This is a genomic window from Agromyces sp. CF514 (genome assembly GCF_900113185.1).
In the GTDB taxonomy this organism is placed as follows: Bacteria; Actinomycetota; Actinomycetes; order Actinomycetales; family Microbacteriaceae; genus Agromyces.
The window spans coordinates 2,391,523-2,408,308 of the sequence record NZ_FOZD01000001.1 but is presented as its reverse complement, the minus strand read 5'-3'; the positions used below and the strand labels follow the sequence as shown (position 1 = coordinate 2,408,308).

The window sequence follows — 16,786 nt, the reverse complement described above, 5'->3', positions numbered from 1 at the left end:
GGTCAGCTGGCGACTTCGACGCCCGGTCGCGCGGCGTCGAAGATCTCGCGCAGGAAGAACCCGGTGTGGCTCTCGGCCACCTCCGCGACCTGCTCGGGCGTGCCGGTCGCGACGACCTGCCCGCCGCCGGAACCGCCCTCCGGGCCGAGGTCGATGATCCAGTCGGCCGACTTGATCACGTCGAGGCTGTGCTCGATCACGATCACCGAGTTGCCCTTGTCGACGAGCTTGCCCAGCACCTTCAGCAGCTTGCGCACGTCCTCGAAGTGCAGGCCCGTCGTCGGCTCGTCGAGCACGTAGACGCTGCGACCGTTGGAACGACGCTGCAGCTCGGTCGCGAGCTTGACGCGCTGCGCCTCGCCGCCCGAGAGCGTCGTCGCGCTCTGCCCGAGCTGGACGTAGCCGAGTCCGACATCGACGAGGGTCTTGAGATAGCGGTGGATCGCCGAGATGGGCTCGAAGAACTCGGCCGCCTCGCTGATCGGCATCTGCAGCACCTCGGCGATGTTCTTGCCCTTGTAGTGCACCTGGAGCGTCTCTCGGTTGTAGCGCTGGCCGCCGCAGACCTCGCACGCGACGTAGACGTCGGGCAGGAAGTTCATCTCGATCTTGATCGTGCCGTCGCCCGAGCACGCCTCGCAGCGACCGCCCTTGACGTTGAAGCTGAACCGGCCCGGCAGGTATCCCCTGGCCTTCGCCTCGGTCGTCTCGGAGAACAGCGTGCGGATGCGATCGAACACGCCCGTGTAGGTGGCCGGATTCGAGCGGGGCGTGCGTCCGATGGGCGCCTGGTCGACGTGCACGACCTTGTCGAGGTGGTCGAGCCCGGTGACGCGGCGGTGCCGGCCCGGCAGCTTGCGGGCACCGTTCAGCCGGTTGGCCAGCACGCGGTAGAGGATGTCGTTGACGAGCGAGGACTTGCCCGACCCGCTCACGCCGGTGACGGCCGTGAACACGCCGAGCGGGAAGTCGACGTCGACCCCGCGGAGGTTGTTCGCCTCGGCGCCGTGCACCGAGATCATGCGCTCGGGGTCGATCACCCGCCGCCGCTCGGGGATCGGGATCTCCTTGCGGCCCGACAGGTAGTCGCCGGTGAGCGAGCGCGTGTTCTTCACGAGGTCCGCGTAGCTGCCCGAGTGCACGACGGTTCCGCCGTTCACGCCAGCGCCCGGGCCGATGTCGACGATCCAGTCGGCGGTGCGGATGGTGTCCTCGTCGTGCTCGACGACGATGAGCGTGTTTCCGAGGTCGCGGAGCGCGACGAGCGTGTCGATGAGGCGTCGGTTGTCGCGCTGGTGCAGGCCGATGCTCGGCTCGTCGAGCACGTAGAGCACGCCCGTGAGCCCTGAACCGATCTGCGTGGCCAACCGGATGCGTTGCGCCTCGCCGCCGGAGAGCGTCGCGGCGGCACGCGAGAGATCGAGGTAGCTGAGTCCGACGCGGATGAGGAAGTCGAGCCGCAGCTTGATCTCGCGCAGCACCTGCGCGGCGATCGTCTGCTCGCGTTCGGTGAGCTCGAGGCGGTCCATGAACGCGCGAGCGTCGGTGAGGCTCAGCAGGCCGACATCGGCGATGCTCGCGTCGTGGATGAGCACCGAGAGGACCTCGGGCTTCAGCCGCTTGCCGTCGCAGACGGGGCACGGCACTTCGCGGAGGTACTCCGACCACCGCACCCGCTGTGCATCGGTCTCGGCTTGGAGGTACTGGCGCTCGATGTAGGGCACGACGCCTTCGAAGCCCGAGGTGTAGCTCATCTCGCGGCCGTACCGGTTGCGCCACTTGACCTTGACCTCGAAGTTGTCGCCGCGGAGCACTGCATCTCGGGCGGCGCCGTCGAGCTCCTCCCACGGAGTGTCGAGCGAGAAGCCGAGATCACGGGCGAGTCCGACGAGCAGCTTCTCGTAGTAGTTGTAGAGGCTCTTGCCCTGCGAGGTCCAGGGGATGATGACGCCCTCGGCGATGCTCAGCGCCGGGTCGCCGAGGAGCAGCTGCTCGTCGACCGCCATGCGCGTGCCGAGTCCGGAGCACTCGGGGCAGGCGCCGAACGGCGCGTTGAACGAGAACGTGCGCGGCTCGATCTCGGTGAGCTGGATCGGGTGCTGGTTCGGGCAGGAGAGCTTCTCGGAGAAGGTGTCCCACGCGTCGGGACCGGACTCGTCGACGTAGTTGATCTGCACGAGCCCGTCGGTCAACCGCAGCGCCGTCTCGAGGGAGTCGGTGAGGCGGCCGAGCACGTCGGGGCCGGCGACCAGCCGGTCGATGACGACCGAGATGTCGTGCTTGACCTGCTTCTTCAGCGTCGGCGGCTCGTCGAGTCGGATCAGTTCGCCGTCGACCACCGCACGCGAATAGCCGCCGGCGGCCAGTTCGCGGAACAGGTCGACGAACTCGCCCTTCTTCTGCGACACCACCGGGCTCAGCACCTGGAAGCGCACGCCGTCTTCGAGTTGCATGAGCTGGTCGGCGATCTGCTGCACCGTCTGCCGCTGGATGCGTTCGCCGCACACCGGGCAGTGCGGCACGCCGATGCGCGCCCACAGCAGTCGCATGTAGTCGTAGATCTCGGTGATCGTGCCGACGGTCGAACGCGGGTTGCGATTGGTGGACTTCTGGTCGATCGAGACGGCCGGACTCAGGCCCTCGATGAAGTCGACGTCGGGCCGGTCGACCTGGCCGAGGAACTGCCGTGCGTATGCGGACAGCGACTCGACGTAGCGACGCTGCCCCTCGGCGAAGATCGTGTCGAACGCGAGCGAGGACTTGCCGGAGCCCGAGAGCCCGGTGAAGACCACCATCGCATCGCGTGGGATCTCGACGTCGACGTCGCGGAGATTGTGCACGCGGGCACCGCGGACACTCAGGTGCGAATGGGCATCGAGACGTGAAACAGGCACCCTCCGAGTCTAGGCAGCCCCACCGACACGAACGCCGTGAGGGCACGCGCTCTGAGCGAACATATGTTCGATTCAGGCGAGATGGCCCGCCTTCTCCATCTGACGGAGTTCGCGTTTGAGCTCGGACACCTCGTCGCGAAGGCGAGCCGCGAGCTCGAACTTCAGCTCGCCGGCGGCCACCAGCATCTGGTCGTTCAGGTCGCGGATCAGCTCTTCGAGGTCGTTCGCGCCTTCGGCTGCGATGCCCTCGCGGCGCAGGTTCGGCACCGGGGACTTCTTGCGGGTGTCGCGCCCTGCGAGCAGCGCTGCAGTGTCGGCCTCCTCGCGTGCGAGGAGCTGGGTGATGTCGGCGATGCGCTTGCGCAACGGCTGCGGGTCGATGCCGTTCGCGCGGTTGTACTCGATCTGGCGCTCGCGTCGGCGCTCGGTCTCCTCGATGGCGGCGTTCATCGAGTCGGTGAGCACATCGGCGTACATGTGCACCTCGCCCGAGACGTTGCGCGCCGCGCGCCCGATGGTCTGGATGAGCGAGGTCGACGACCGGAGGAAGCCCTCCTTGTCGGCGTCGAGGATCGCCACGAGGGAGACCTCGGGCAGGTCGAGGCCCTCGCGCAGCAGGTTGATGCCGACGAGCACGTCGTAGACGCCCGCCCGAAGCTCGGTGAGCAGTTCGACGCGACGCAGCGTGTCGACATCCGAGTGGAGGTAGCGGACTCGCACCCCGGCCTCGGTGAGGTAATCGGTGAGCTCTTCGGCCATGCGCTTCGTGAGCGTCGTCACGAGCACGCGCTCGTCTCGCTCGGCGCGCACCCGGATCTCCTCGAGGAGGTCGTCGATCTGCCCCTTGGACGGCTTCACGACGATCTGCGGGTCCACGAGACCGGTCGGGCGGATGATCTGCTCGACCACGCCGTCGGCGATGCCCATCTCGTAGCGACCCGGCGTGGCCGAGAGGTAGACGGCCTGACCGATGCGGTTCTTGAACTCGTCGAACTTCAGCGGGCGGTTGTCGAGCGCGCTCGGCAGTCGGAATCCGTGCTCGACCAGCGTGCGCTTGCGCGACGAGTCGCCCTCGTACATCGCGCCGATCTGGGGAACGGTGACGTGCGACTCGTCGATGACCACGAGGAAGTCGTCGGCGAAGTAGTCGAGCAGGCAGTGCGGGGCCTCGCCGGGTGCACGTCCGTCGATGTGCCGCGAGTAGTTCTCGATGCCGGAGCAGAAGCCGATCTGCTCCATCATCTCGAGGTCGAAGGTCGTCCGCATGCGAAGTCGCTGCGCCTCGAGCAGCTTGCCCTCGCGCTCGAGTTCGACGAGCCGCTCTTCGAGCTCGGTGCGGATGGTGCCGATGGCCCGCTGCATGACGTCCGTGCTCGCGACGTAGTGCGAGCCCGGGAACACCGGCACGGCGTCGGGCTTCGCGACCACCTGGCCGGTCAACGGGTGCAGGGTGTACAGCGCCTCGATCTCGTCGCCGAACATCTCGATGCGGATCGCGAGCTCCTCGTAGACGGGGATGATCTCGATCGTGTCCCCTCGCACGCGGAACGTGCCGCGCGAGAAGTCGACGTCGTTGCGCTGGTACTGCATCGACACGAACTTGCGGATCAACCAGTCGCGGTCGACCTGCTGGCCGACCTGCAGCGGCATCATCGCCTTCAGGTACTCCTCGGGGGTGCCGAGACCGTAGATGCACGAAACGGTCGAGACGACCACGACGTCGCGCCTGCTCAGCAGCGAGTTCGTCGTCGAGTGCCGCAACCGCTCGACCTCAGCGTTGACCGAGGAGTCCTTCTCGATGAAGGTGTCGGTCTGCGGCACGTAGGCCTCTGGCTGGTAGTAGTCGTAGTACGAGACGAAGTACTCGACCGCGTTGTTGGGCATGAGCTCGCGGAACTCGGTGGCGAGCTGTGCCGCGAGCGTCTTGTTGTGCGCGAGCACCAACGTCGGACGCTGCACCTGCTCGATGAGCCATGCGGTGGTCGCCGACTTGCCGGTGCCGGTCGCTCCGAGGAGCACGACATCGGTCTCGCCGGCGTTGATGCGGCCCGCGAGTTCGGCGATCGCAGCCGGCTGGTCGCCGCTCGGCACGTACTCGCTGACGACCTCGAACGGTCGGACGGATCGGGTGGCCTGCATGCTCTCAAGTCTAGGTTCGACCTCTGACACGACGGCCGGCTCCGCAGGACTCCCGGCCTATGCTCGGGCGCGCTGCTCTTCGACGACGCGGAGCCACAGCGCGTCGGCCTGGCTCATGGTGTGCGCGAGCGTGCCGTCGGTGTCGATGACGACGTCGGCGATCGCGAGGCGCTCGGTGTTCGCGACCTGGGCGTCGACTCGGGCCTCGGCCTGCATGGGGTCGAGTCCGCGATCCTCGACGAGTCGCCTCAGCTGCGTCTTGCGGGGGGCGCTCGTCACCACGATCAGGTCGAAGGGATGATCGACGGATGCCTCGACGAGCAGCGGCACGTCGTAGACGACGACCGCGTCGGGGTCGTCCGCCTCGGCCTTCGCGATGAGCCGCGACGAGAGTTCGCGGACGGCCGGATGCACGATCGCGTTGAGCTTCGCGCGAGCCTCGTCGTCCGTGAACACGAGCTCGCCGACCCTTGCGCGGTCGAGCGAGCCGTCGGGACGGAGGACCGCGGGCCCGAACGCCTCGGCGACCGCCGCGAGCGTGGACGTGCCGGGTTCGACCACGCGCCGAGCCAGCTGGTCGGCGTCGATGTGCACCGCGCCGTGCTCGTAGAGTCGCCTGGCGACCGTGGACTTTCCTGAGGCGATGCCGCCCGTGAGGCCGATCAGATACACGACTCCACTCTAGTGACGCAGACCATCGCCCCGCGGCCTGGAACGCCGGAAGGCCGGCCCCCGATGGGGACCGGCCTTCCGTGTGCGGATCGGATCCGTACTAGTTGCTCGACAGCTTCTCGCGCAGCGCAGCGAGCGAGGCGTCGTCGGCGAGGGTGCCCGCGCCGGCCGATTCGCTCGAGTACGAAGCGGAGCCCGAACCGAACGAGTCGTCGGCAGCAGCAGCAGCGTTCGCCGAGGCGACCTGCTTCTTGTGCGCTTCCCAACGCTCCTGAGCGGCAGCGTAGTCCTGCTCCCACTTCTCGCGCTGGGCCTCGAAGCCCTCGCGCCACTCGTTGGTCTCGGGGTCGAAGCCCTCGGGGTACTTGTAGTTGCCCTGCTCGTCGTACTCGGTGAGCATGCCGTAGAGCGCCGGGTCGAACTCGGTGCCCTCGGGGTCGACGCCCTCGTTCGCCTGCTTCAGCGAGAGCGAGATGCGGCGACGCTCGAGGTCGATGTCGATGACCTTGACGAAGACCTCTTCGCCGACCGACACGACCTGCTCTGCGAGCTCGACGTGCTTGCCCGACAGCTCGGAGATGTGGACGAGGCCCTCGATGCCGTCGGCGACGCGAACGAACGCACCGAACGGAACGAGCTTCGTGACCTTACCCGGTGCGACCTGGCCGATCGCGTGGGTACGGGCGAAGACCTGCCACGGGTCCTCCTGCGTCGCCTTGAGCGACAGCGAGACGCGCTCGCGGTCGAGCTCGACGGAGAGCACCTCGACGGTGACCTCCTGGCCGACCTCGACGACCTCGCTGGCGTGCTCGATGTGCTTCCACGAGAGCTCGGAGACGTGCACGAGACCGTCGACGCCACCGAGGTCGACGAACGCACCGAAGTTGACGATCGACGAGATGACACCCTTGCGGATCTGGCCCGGGTGCAGGTTGGCGAGGAACGTCGAACGCGACTCGGACTGCGTCTGCTCGAGGAGCGCGCGGCGCGAGAGCACGACGTTGTTGCGGTTCTTGTCGAGCTCGAGGATCTTGGCCTCGATCTCCTGGCCGAGGTACGGCGTGAGGTCGCGCACGCGGCGGAGCTCGATGAGCGACGCCGGGAGGAAGCCGCGGAGGCCGATGTCGACGATCAGGCCGCCCTTGACGACCTCGATGACCGTACCGGTCACGACGCCATCGGCTTCCTTGATCTTCTCCACGTCGCCCCACGCGCGCTCGTACTGCGCACGCTTCTTCGACAGGATGAGGCGGCCTTCCTTGTCCTCCTTCTGGAGAACGAGCGCCTCGACGGTGTCGCCGACGCCGACGACCTCGCTGGGGTCGACATCGTGCTTGATGGAAAGCTCACGCGAGGGGATGACGCCCTCGGTCTTGTAGCCGACGTCGAGGAGGACCTCGTCGCGGTCGATCTTCACGACGGTGCCCTCGATGAGGTCGCCGTCGTTGAAGAACTTCAAAGTCTTCTCGACCGCGGCGAGGAAATCGTCAGCAGATCCGATGTCGTTGATAGCGACCTGCTTGGGTGCCTTGGTCGTTGCGGTTGTCATGTAGTGAATGCTCCGTAAAGGACAGAATCGAGCCCATCGCGCGGTAGAGCGTTATGTTGGTTCCGCGATGGGCATGCGGACAGGATCGTCACAGAAGTGACATTCAATCCTAGCGGACTCCGAGCGAGCACGGCAAGCCGGGCGTGTCGCGGCGTGTCACCCGCCGGCCGGTCAGCCGAGCAGGCTCGAGCGGAGGGTGTCGAGGCCCACTCCCCCGAGATCGAGCGCACGACGGTGGAACTCCTTGATGTCGAAGTCCGCGCCCTCTCGGCGCCGTGCGTCGTCGCGCAGCTGCTCCCAGATGCGCTGGCCCACCTTGTACGACGGCGCCTGACCGGGCCATCCGAGGTAGCGGTTCACCTCGAAGTCGATGAAGCCCTGCTCCATGTTCACGTTCCGCCCGAGGAACTCGAAGGCGTACTCGCCGGTCCAGACGCCCTGGCCGTCGGGGCGCTGCTTGCCGAGGTGCACGCCGATGTCGAGCACCACCCTGGCCGCGCGCATGCGCTGGCCGTCGAGCATGCCGAGCCGGTCGGCGGGATCGTCGAGGTATCCGAGTTCCTGCATCAGGCGCTCGGCGTACAGGGCCCAGCCCTCGGCGTGGCCCGAGGTGCCGGCCAGCTGGCGTCGCCACGTGTTGAGCTTGCCTCGGTTGACGACCGCCTGCCCGATCTGCAGGTGGTGGCCCGGCACGCCCTCGTGGTAAACCGTCGTGAGCTCCCGCCAGGTGTCGAACTCCGTGACGCCCTCGGGCACCGCCCACCACATGCGTCCGGGCCGCGAGAAGTCGTCGGTCGGGCCGGTGTAGTAGATGCCGCCCGACTGGGTGGGCGCGATCATGCATTCGAGCGTTCGGATCTGCTCGGGGATGTCGAACTGGGTCGCCCCGAGCTCTGCCACCGCACGATCGCTCACCTCCTGCATCCAGCGCTGCAACGCGTCGGTGCCGTGCAGCTTGCGGCTGCCGTCGTTGTCGAGGAACGCGATCGCCTCGGCGACGGATGCCCCTGGCACGATCTCCTGAGCGATGGCCTCCTGCTCCGCGACCATGCGCGCGAGCTCCTCGATGCCCCACTCGTACGTCTCGTCGAGGTCGATCACGGCACCGAGGAAATGCCGGGACTGCAGCGCGTAGATGTCGCGGCCGACCGCGTCAGCGTCGCCTGCTGCCGGCAGCAGCTCCTGCTCGAGGAACTCGGCGAACCGTCCGTACGCCTCGCCTGCGCCGCCGGCGCGGGCATCGAGCTCACCGCGCAGCGAAGCGGGCAGGCTCTCGGGAGCGCCCTGCACGAACTCGGCGAAGAAGCCGTCGACCCGCTCGAGCTTGCGCGCCTGGGCGGCGACCTGGCGCACCTGGCGCTTGGCCGGGACCGTGCCGCGTTCGATGCCGAGCCGAAGGGTTCGCACGTACCCGTCGAGCGCACCGGGCAGCGCGTCGAGGCGCGTCGAGATCGTGCCCCAGTCGTCGGCGCCGTCGGTCGCCATGAGGTCGAACACCTCGCGGAGTTCCTGCGAGGGGCTCGCGATCACGTTGAGGTCGCGGAACGGAAGGCCCGCCTCGTGCGCCTCGACGTCGAGCGCGAGTTCCGCGCGGAGATCGGTGAACGTCACGGTGTCGACGTCGTCGGCGATCGCAGCCGCGTCGAGACGGGCGATCGTGCGGCGCTTGGCCTCGACCACCTGCTCGATCCCCTCGGGCGAGAGATCGCCGAAGCGTGCGTCGGCGTCCTTCCGGCCGATGTAGGTGCCGAGCGTCGGGCTGAGGTCGACGATCGTGTCGACCCAGTCCTCCGCGATCCGATCGATTTCAGTGGGGATGCGCTCGCTCGATGACATGACCACGAGCCTACTCAGTGGGCGGCATCCTCCCAGTCGCTGCCCCGGCCCACCGAGACGTCGAGCGGCACGAGCAGGTCGGCCGCGCCGGCCATGCGCTCGCGGACGACGGCCTCGAGGACCTTCGACTCGCCCGCCGCGACCTCGAAGATGAGCTCGTCGTGCACGGTGAGCAGCATGCGGCTCGACATGCCGCGCGCCGCGATCTCGGCCTCGACGGTCGTCATCGCGATCTTCATGATGTCGGCCGCCGAGCCCTGGATCGGCGAGTTGAGCGCAGCGCGCTCCGCGTTCTCGCGGTGCACGCGGTTGGGGCTCGTGAGGTCGGGGAACGGGCGGCGACGACCGAAGATCGTCTCGGTGTACCCGTCGATGCGCGCCTGCTCGACCACGCCGCGGAGGTAGTCGCGTACGGAGCCGAACCGCTCGAAGTACTCCTTCATGAGCTGGGTCGCCTCGGCGCGATCGATGCGCAGCTGCTTCGACAGGCCGAAGGCGCTGAGCCCGTAGGCCAGGCCGTAGGACATGGCCTTGACCTTGGTGCGCATGAGCGGCGTGACATCGGCGGGGTCGACCGAGAAGACGCGGGCGCCGACGAAGCGGTGGAGGTCTTCACCGGCGTTGAAGGCCTCGATGAGCCCCGGGTCGCCTGAGAGGTGCGCCATGATGCGCATCTCGATCTGCGAGTAGTCGGCCGTCATCAGCTCGACGTACTCCGCGCCGTGGCGGAACGCCTTGCGGATGCGGCGCCCGTCTTCGGTGCGCGTGGGGATGTTCTGCAGGTTGGGGTCGTTCGAGGACATGCGACCGGTGGCTGCGCCGATCTGGCCGTATGTCGTGTGGATGCGCCCGTCTGCTGCGACCGACTTGTCGAGCGACTCGACGATCTGGCGGAGCTTCGTCGCGTCGCGGTGCTCGAGCAGGAACCCGAGGAACGGATGCGGGTTCGACTCCTGGAGGTCGATCAGCGCGCTCGCGTCGGTCGTGTAGCCGGTCTTGGTCGCGCGCGTCTTCGGCATGCCGAGCTGGTCGAACAGCACCTCCTGCAGCTGCTTGGGCGAGCCGAGGTTCACCTCGCGGCCGATCTCCGCGAACGCGGCTGCGGCCAGCGCCGCGGCGCGATCACCGAGCTCGGCCGACAGCGCGCCGAGTTCGCCGCGATCGACCGTGACGCCGCGGAGTTCCATGGCGGCGAGTACCGGCACCAGAGGCATCTCGACGTCGGCGAGCAGTTCGCGCGTTCGCTCGGGCAGCGCGCGGAGGATCAGCGGAGCCAGGCGGAGCGTATACCAGGCGAATTCGGGGGCACCCGCGTCGGAGCCCTCTTCGGGCACGAGCAGCGCAGGATCCGCCTGCGGGAGGGTCTCGCCGAGGTGAGCGTCGACGAGGTCTGCGAGCGAACGCTCGGTGAGGCTCGGTCGCAGCAACCAGGCTGCGACGAGCGTGTCGAGCACGAGGCCGTCGACGGCGAGCCCGGAGCGGGCCATGGCCTTGAGCTGCCCCTTCGCATCGGTCATGACCTTGGGCGACGGACCGGCGAGCCAGCGCTCGAACGGGGCGAGGCCTTCGTCATCGGGGCGCCAGGACAGGCGGACGCTCTCGGTCGATGTCGCGATGCCGGCGCCGATGACCTCGCCGTCGAGCACGTCGACGCTGAGACCGAGGCCCGCGGGCTCGGCCTCTTCGGCACGCTCGAGCCAGGCTGCGAGTTCATCGCCGGTCAGCGACTGAGCCGTTGGCGCCTTCGGCGCCGAGGCCGTCGGGGCCTCGGGCTCCGCGGAGTCGTTCGAGCTGGTCGAGGCGCCCGTACCGGCGGCGTCGACGAGTTTCGCGAGCCGCTCGAGCAGCGTGCGGAACTCGAGGCGTTCGAACAGCGGCCGCACGTCGTCGAGCACGATCGGCTTCGCCTCGAGGTCGTCGAGCTTCACGTCGAGTTCGACGTCGGTCACGAGCCGGTTGAGGCGACGGTTCCGGATCGCGTTCTCGCGCTGGTCGCGGAGGTTCTGCCCGACGACGCCCTTGATCTCATCGGCGTGCTCGAGGATGCCGTCGAGGTCGCCGTACAGGCCGAGCCATTTGACCGCGGTCTTCTCGCCGACCTTCGTGATGCCGATGAGGTTGTCGCTCGTCTCGCCGACGAGGGCGGCGACGTCGGGATACTGCTCGGGACGGATGCCGTAGCGCTCGGTGACGGCGGCCGGGTCGTAGCGCTTGAGCTGGGACACGCCCTGCGTGTTCGGGTAGAGCAGCGTGACGTCGTCGTTCACGAGCTGGATCGTGTCGCGGTCGCCCGAGACCAGCAGCACCCGGTATCCGTCGGCACGGCCGCGCTTCGCGAGGGTCGCCAGGATGTCGTCGGCCTCGAAGTCCTCCTTCTCGAGGGTCGTGATGCCCATGGCCCGCAGCGCCTCCTGGAGGAGCGGCACCTGCCCCTTGAACTCGACGGGCGTCTCGCCCCGCGTGCCCTTGTACTCGGGGTACTCGCGCGTGCGGAACGACGAGCGCGACAGGTCGAACGCGACCGCGAGGTGCGTCGGGTTCTCGTTGGCGAGCAGCAGGAGCAGCATCGAGAGGAACCCGTGGATGGCGTTCGTGTGCTGCCCGTCGCGCGTGGTGAAGCTGTCGACCGGGAGGGCGTAGAACGCCCGGAACGCCAACGAGTGGCCGTCGATCACGAGAAGGGTGGGCTTGTCTGCGTCTGGCACCCGCCAAGCCTACAAGCGGCCGCCGACACCGGGACGCGCCCGACCGGCCCGCGACCCGGTCGCGACGTCGACGGTGATAGGCGATGGTGATAGGCGATGGTCGGCGGAACGACGGATGCCGCGACGAGGCGTCTCGTCGCGGCATCCGTCGTTCGTTCGGGGTGGTCTACTTCTTCGCGGCCAGCTGTTCGATGATGGCCTGCGAGACGTCCTTCATGGTGAGACGACGGTCCATCGACGCCTTCTGGATCCAGCGGAACGCCTCGGGCTCGGTGAGGCCCATCTTCTCGTTGAGCAGGCCCTTGGCCCGGTCGACGAGCTTGCGCGTCTCGAACCGCTCGACGAGGTCGCCGACCTCGGCCTCGAGGGCGATGATCTGCGCGTACCGGGCGAGGGCGATCTCGATCGCCGGAAGCAGGTCGTTCGGCGTGAACGGCTTGACGACGTACGCGAGCGCACCCGCCTCGCTGGCTCGCTCGACGAGCTCCTTCTGGCTGAACGCCGTGAGCAGCACCACCGGGGCGATGTGGCCCTTCGAGAGGCGCTCTGCGGCGGAGATGCCGTCGAGCTGGGGCATCTTCACGTCCATGATGACGAGGTCGGGGCGGAGCTCGGTGGCGAGCTGGACCGCAGTCTCGCCGTCACCGGCCTCACCGACGACCTCGAAGCCGTTGTCACGGAGGATCTCGACGATGTCGAGTCGGATCAGCGACTCGTCCTCTGCCACGACGACGCGGCGCGGGGCCGACTGGGTCTGTTCGCTGTCTGTCACGGAGGAAAGCCTACGGTATTCTGGGCGAGGCCTCTGGCCGGTGTGGCGGAATGGCAGACGCGGAGCACTCAAAATGCTTTGCCCGAAAGGGCGTGTGGGTTCGACCCCCACCACCGGCACCGTCTCGACGCGACCCCTCGGTCATTCCTCGCGTGCCGACGGATGCTGCGAGCCCCGGTGGATCTCGTACAACCGCGCATGACCCGGCGACTCCGGGTCGTCGACGATGGGCCGATCGGCCATGAACAGCCTGATCAGGTGAGCGAGTTCGCCCGAGTGGCTGAAGTTGATGGCGTGCGCCGCGCCCTCGATGCGGACCAGCAGCAGCCGGTTGTCGGTCTGCTGGGCGACGGTGCGGACCCGCTCGTGTCCGGGCATGAGCGGATCGCGATCCCCCAGCACGGCGAGGGTCGGCACGTGCAGGGCGAGCAGCCGCTCGAGCGACGGATACGACGTGAGCGCCTTGAACATGCGAACCGTGCTCGGCACGCCGAAGCGCAGATAGTCGGGCGTGACGACCCGCATCAACCCGACGGGCTCGCGCGTGCCGTCGCGGCTGATCTGCGCCATGGCCCTGCGGAGCGGCTGGTTGAAGACCCCGCCGGCGGGAGAGACGAGCACCGCGCGCTCGATGCGGTCGGGGTAGTGATGCGCGAACTCGCAGATGACCGGGCACCCCATCGAGTTGCCGACGAGCGTCACGCGCTCGATGCCGCGATCGTCGAGGAACCTGGCCGCGGCGTGGGCGAGGTCCGGCACGTCGAGCGCCGTCGCCGACTTGCCGCTGCGACCGAATCCCGGCAGGTCGGGCACGAGCGTGTGGAAGTCGTCAGCGAGCCGTTCGGCCGTGGGAAGCAGGTACCGACCCGAGAGCCCGAATCCGTGCACGTGCATCATCGCCGGGCGGCCTTCGGGCGGATCCGGGGACTCGCGGTAGAACACGTCGACGCCGTCGACGCGCGTCCAGCGCTCTGCAAGCGTCGTCTCCGAGTGCCTCGGCCTCCGACGCGAGCGACCATCGACATCGTCGGGCTGCGCCGACACCGGGCCTCGCATGACGCCAGTCTCCCACGCGCGCACCGCTCGCGCACGACCTCGCGCACGACCTCGGGCCGTGGCGTGCCCCGTGCGGTCGGCCACGAGCCACGAGCCGGCCGCGGCGCCGGAGACGGCGATGGCCCGCCGGCTCCTCGCGGAGCGGGCGGGCCATCGACGGTTCGGCTCAGAGCACCTCGCCGACGACGTGCACGCGCACGTCGTTCGTGGTGCCCGGGATTCCGGGAGGGGAACCCGAGATGATGACGACCTTCTCGCCCTTCGCGGCGCGGCCCGTGCGGCCGAGCGCCTCGTCGACCTGGCCGACCATCTGGTCGGTGTGGGTCACGCGCTCGACGACGAACGACTCGACGCCCCAGTTCAGCGCCATGCGGCGCCGGATGGCGGGGTCGGGCGTGAACGCGAGGATCGGGATGTCCGAGCGCAGGCGCGACATGCGGCGCACCGTCTCGCCCGATTCCGTGAACACGCAGAGGTACTTCGCCTCGACGAAGTCGGCGACCTCGACGGCCGCGAGGGTGATCGCACCGGCCTGCGTGCGCGGCTTGGTGCCGAGCGGGGCGATGCGCTCCAGGCCGTGCTTCTCGGTCGACTCGACGATGCGCGCCATCGTCTGCACGGTGATGACGGGGTACTCCCCCACGCTGGTCTCGCCGGAGAGCATGACCGCGTCGGCGCCGTCGAGGATCGCGTTGGCGACGTCGGAGGTCTCTGCACGGGTCGGCACGGGGCTGTGGATCATCGACTCGAGCATCTGCGTCGCGACGATGACCGGCTTCGCGAGGCGACGCGCGATCTCGACCGCGCGCTTCTGCACGATCGGCACGGCCTCGAGCGGAAGCTCGACGCCGAGGTCGCCACGGGCGACCATGATGGCGTCGAACGCCTCGGTGATCTCCTCGAGCGCATCGACCGCCTGCGGCTTCTCGATCTTGGCGACCACGGGCACGCGGCGTCCGACCTCGTCCATGATCTCGTGCACGCGCTCGATGTCGGCCGCGTTGCGCACGAACGAGAGCGCGATGAGGTCGGCGCCGAGTTCGAGGCCCCAACGGAGGTCGGCCTCGTCCTTGTCGGAGAGCGCGGGGACGTTGACCGCGACGCCGGGCAGGTTGATGCCCTTGTTGTTCGAGACCGGACCGGCGACGATGACCTTGGTCGTCACGACCACGCCGTCGGTCTCGACGACCTCGACGCGCACCTTGCCGTCGTCGATGAGCAGGAAGTCGCCGGGCTTGACGTCCTGGGGCAGGCCCTTGAACGTCGTGCCGACGAGCTCCTTCGTGCCGACCACGTCTTCGGTGGTGATCTTGAAGATGTCGCCCTCGGCGAGCTCGTGGGGACCGTCGGCGAACTTGCCGAGACGGATCTTCGGGCCCTGCAGGTCGACCAGCACGGCCACGGCCTTGCCGCTGTCGTTCGCGGCCTTCCGCACGTTCTGGTAAACGCCCTCGTGCACGTCGTAGCTGCCGTGACTGAGGTTCATCCGTGCGACGTCGACGCCCGCATCGATGATCGCGCGGATCTGCTCGTAGCTCGATGTCGCCGGCCCGAGGGTGGCGACGATCTTCGCTCGTCTCATGTGGTTGTGCTCCAAGCTGTATCCCCGCGGGAAGTCGGGGGTTGGGGTGGGGTGACGCGCAGGCTGCGCATCGGGGTCAGATGGCGAACGCTCGAGCGGTCGCAGGCACTGGACTCGGCAGGTCCGTCTTTCCTTCAAGGTACCGGTCGACGGCGGATGCCGCAGCACGGCCCTCGGCGATCGCCCACACGATGAGCGACTGGCCGCGCCCGGCGTCGCCGGCCACGAACACGCCGGGCAGCGAGGTCGCGTAGTCGGCGCCACGGGCGAAGTTACCGCGGGCGTCGGACGGCAGCTCGAGCTGCTCGTCGGTCAGCGCGGTCTCGGGCCCGGTGAAGCCGAGCGCGAGCAGTACGAGGTCGGCGGGGAGCTCTCGCTCCGTGCCGGCCTTCGGCACGCGTCGACCGTCGACGAACTCGGTCTCCGCGATGCGGATGGCCCGGAGCTCGCCGCTCTCGTTCGAGAGGAACTCGACCGTCGACGCCAGGTACTGGCGCTCGCCGCCCTCTTCGTGGGCGCTCTGCATCTCGAAGAGCGTCGGGTGCATCGGCCACGGCTGGTGGTCGGGGCGCTCCGCTCCGGGCTGCCGACCGATCGCGAGGTTGGTGACCGAGAGCGCACCCTGACGGTGCGCGGTGCCGATGCAGTCGGCTCCGGTGTCGCCGCCGCCGAGGACGATCACGTGCTTGCCCTCTGCGGAGATCTGGTCGAAGACCTGGTCGCCGGCCACCGTGCGGTTGGACTGCGTCAGGTACTCCATGGCGAAGTGCACGCCGGGCAGGTCGCGCCCGGGGATGGGAAGGTCGCGCGGCACCATCGCACCGGTCGCGACGACGACCGCGTCGAAGCGCTCCCGCAGCTGCGCCCACGTCAGATCGACGCCGATGTCCACGCCTGCGCGGAAGCGCGTGCCCTCTGCGGTCATCTGCGCGATGCGCAGGTCGATGTGCTTCTTCTCCATCTTGAAGTCGGGGATGCCGTAGCGCAGCAGCCCGCCGATGCGGTCGTCGCGCTCGTAGACGGCGACCGTGTGACCGGCGCGGGTCAGCTGCTGTGCCGCCGCCAGTCCCGCGGGGCCCGAACCGACGACCGCGACGGTCTTGCCGGTCAGGCGCCCCGGGGGTTGGGGCTGCACCCATCCGCTTCCGAACGCCTGGTCGATGATCGAGACCTCGACCTGCTTGATGGTCACGGCGGGCTGGTTGATGCCGAGCACGCACGCCGACTCGCACGGGGCCGGGCACAGCCGGCCCGTGAACTCGGGGAAGTTGTTCGTGGCATGCAGGCGTTCGACGGCAGCGCGGCCCTCGCCGCGGTACATGAGGTCGTTCCACTCGGGGATCAGGTTGCCGAGCGGGCAGCCCTGGTGGCAGAACGGGATGCCGCAGTCCATGCACCGACCGGCCTGCCGACGCAGCTGGGCGGGGTCGCCCTGCTCGTAGACCTCCTTGAAGTCCATGATGCGAACCGGCACGGGGCGCCGCTTGGGCAGCTCGCGCTCGGTGACCTTCAGAAAGCCCTTCGGGTCAGCCACCAGGCACCTCCATGCAGTTCGTGGGTGCAGGTCGAGTCCAGATCACC

General features: G+C 68.5%; 10 protein-coding genes and 1 tRNA gene. 1 reads left to right on the top strand and 10 read right to left on the bottom strand.

Annotated features, from left to right (window positions below; all coding sequences use genetic code 11):
• Window positions 1-2 precede the first annotated feature (2 nt).
• The 7 genes from uvrA to BM342_RS10705 all read right to left on the bottom strand — a co-directional run bounded on the left by uvrA (window position 3) and on the right by BM342_RS10705 (window position 12,567).
• Window positions 3-2,894, bottom strand: coding sequence for an excinuclease ABC subunit UvrA (uvrA, locus tag BM342_RS10735; RefSeq protein WP_092965560.1), 2,892 nt, complete (start codon window positions 2,892-2,894; stop codon window positions 3-5).
• Window positions 2,895-2,966: 72 nt separating this feature from the next.
• Window positions 2,967-5,033: an excinuclease ABC subunit UvrB gene (gene uvrB / locus BM342_RS10730; RefSeq protein WP_092965558.1), complete on the bottom strand. Its 2,067-nt coding sequence runs from the start codon at window positions 5,031-5,033 to the stop codon at window positions 2,967-2,969.
• Between the two features lie 57 nt (window positions 5,034-5,090).
• On the bottom strand, window positions 5,091-5,705 hold the full coding sequence (gene coaE / locus BM342_RS10725) for a dephospho-CoA kinase (RefSeq protein WP_092965556.1): 615 nt from the start codon (window positions 5,703-5,705) through the stop codon (window positions 5,091-5,093).
• Window positions 5,706-5,805: 100 nt separating this feature from the next.
• Window positions 5,806-7,254, bottom strand: coding sequence for a 30S ribosomal protein S1 (rpsA, locus tag BM342_RS10720; protein WP_092965554.1), 1,449 nt, complete (start codon window positions 7,252-7,254; stop codon window positions 5,806-5,808).
• Window positions 7,255-7,425: 171 nt separating this feature from the next.
• Window positions 7,426-9,090 carry a DUF885 domain-containing protein gene (locus BM342_RS10715; RefSeq protein ID WP_092965552.1) on the bottom strand — a complete coding sequence of 555 codons (1,665 nt, stop codon included), beginning with the start codon at window positions 9,088-9,090 and terminating at the stop codon, window positions 7,426-7,428.
• A gap of 14 nt (window positions 9,091-9,104) precedes the next feature.
• A complete protein-coding gene (gene polA, locus BM342_RS10710) occupies window positions 9,105-11,795 on the bottom strand; it encodes a DNA polymerase I (RefSeq protein ID WP_092965550.1) in 2,691 nt (896 codons plus the stop codon).
• Between the two features lie 166 nt (window positions 11,796-11,961).
• Window positions 11,962-12,567: an ANTAR domain-containing response regulator gene (locus BM342_RS10705; protein WP_092965548.1), complete on the bottom strand. Its 606-nt coding sequence runs from the start codon at window positions 12,565-12,567 to the stop codon at window positions 11,962-11,964.
• A gap of 36 nt (window positions 12,568-12,603) precedes the next feature.
• Here BM342_RS10705 and BM342_RS10700 point away from each other — a divergent pair.
• A tRNA-Leu gene (locus BM342_RS10700) sits at window positions 12,604-12,686 on the top strand.
• A gap of 22 nt (window positions 12,687-12,708) precedes the next feature.
• Here the strand turns inward: BM342_RS10700 and BM342_RS10695 are convergent.
• From BM342_RS10695 to BM342_RS10685, 3 genes are all read right to left on the bottom strand, one after another.
• Window positions 12,709-13,623 (bottom strand): alpha/beta fold hydrolase, encoded by a 915-nt coding sequence (locus BM342_RS10695; protein WP_092965546.1) that lies wholly within the window; start codon window positions 13,621-13,623, stop codon window positions 12,709-12,711.
• 166 nt (window positions 13,624-13,789) lie between these two features.
• Window positions 13,790-15,205 (bottom strand): pyruvate kinase, encoded by a 1,416-nt coding sequence (gene pyk, locus BM342_RS10690; protein WP_092965544.1) that lies wholly within the window; start codon window positions 15,203-15,205, stop codon window positions 13,790-13,792.
• A gap of 76 nt (window positions 15,206-15,281) precedes the next feature.
• Window positions 15,282-16,739, bottom strand: a complete 1,458-nt coding sequence (locus tag BM342_RS10685; RefSeq protein ID WP_092965542.1) for a glutamate synthase subunit beta — start codon at window positions 16,737-16,739, stop codon at window positions 15,282-15,284.
• Window positions 16,740-16,786 lie beyond the last annotated feature (47 nt).

What these genes read in the sequence shown, in the direction of transcription:
- uvrB (WP_092965558.1), bottom strand. Translation starts at nt 5,033, where the DNA reads ATGCAGGCCACCCGATCCGTCCGACCGTTCGAGGTCGTCAGCGAGTAC.
- rpsA (WP_092965554.1), bottom strand. Translation starts at nt 7,254, where the DNA reads ATGACAACCGCAACGACCAAGGCACCCAAGCAGGTCGCTATCAACGAC.
- BM342_RS10715 (WP_092965552.1), bottom strand. Translation starts at nt 9,090, where the DNA reads ATGTCATCGAGCGAGCGCATCCCCACTGAAATCGATCGGATCGCGGAG.
- BM342_RS10695 (WP_092965546.1), bottom strand. Translation starts at nt 13,623, where the DNA reads ATGCGAGGCCCGGTGTCGGCGCAGCCCGACGATGTCGATGGTCGCTCG.
- pyk (WP_092965544.1), bottom strand. Translation starts at nt 15,205, where the DNA reads ATGAGACGAGCGAAGATCGTCGCCACCCTCGGGCCGGCGACATCGAGC.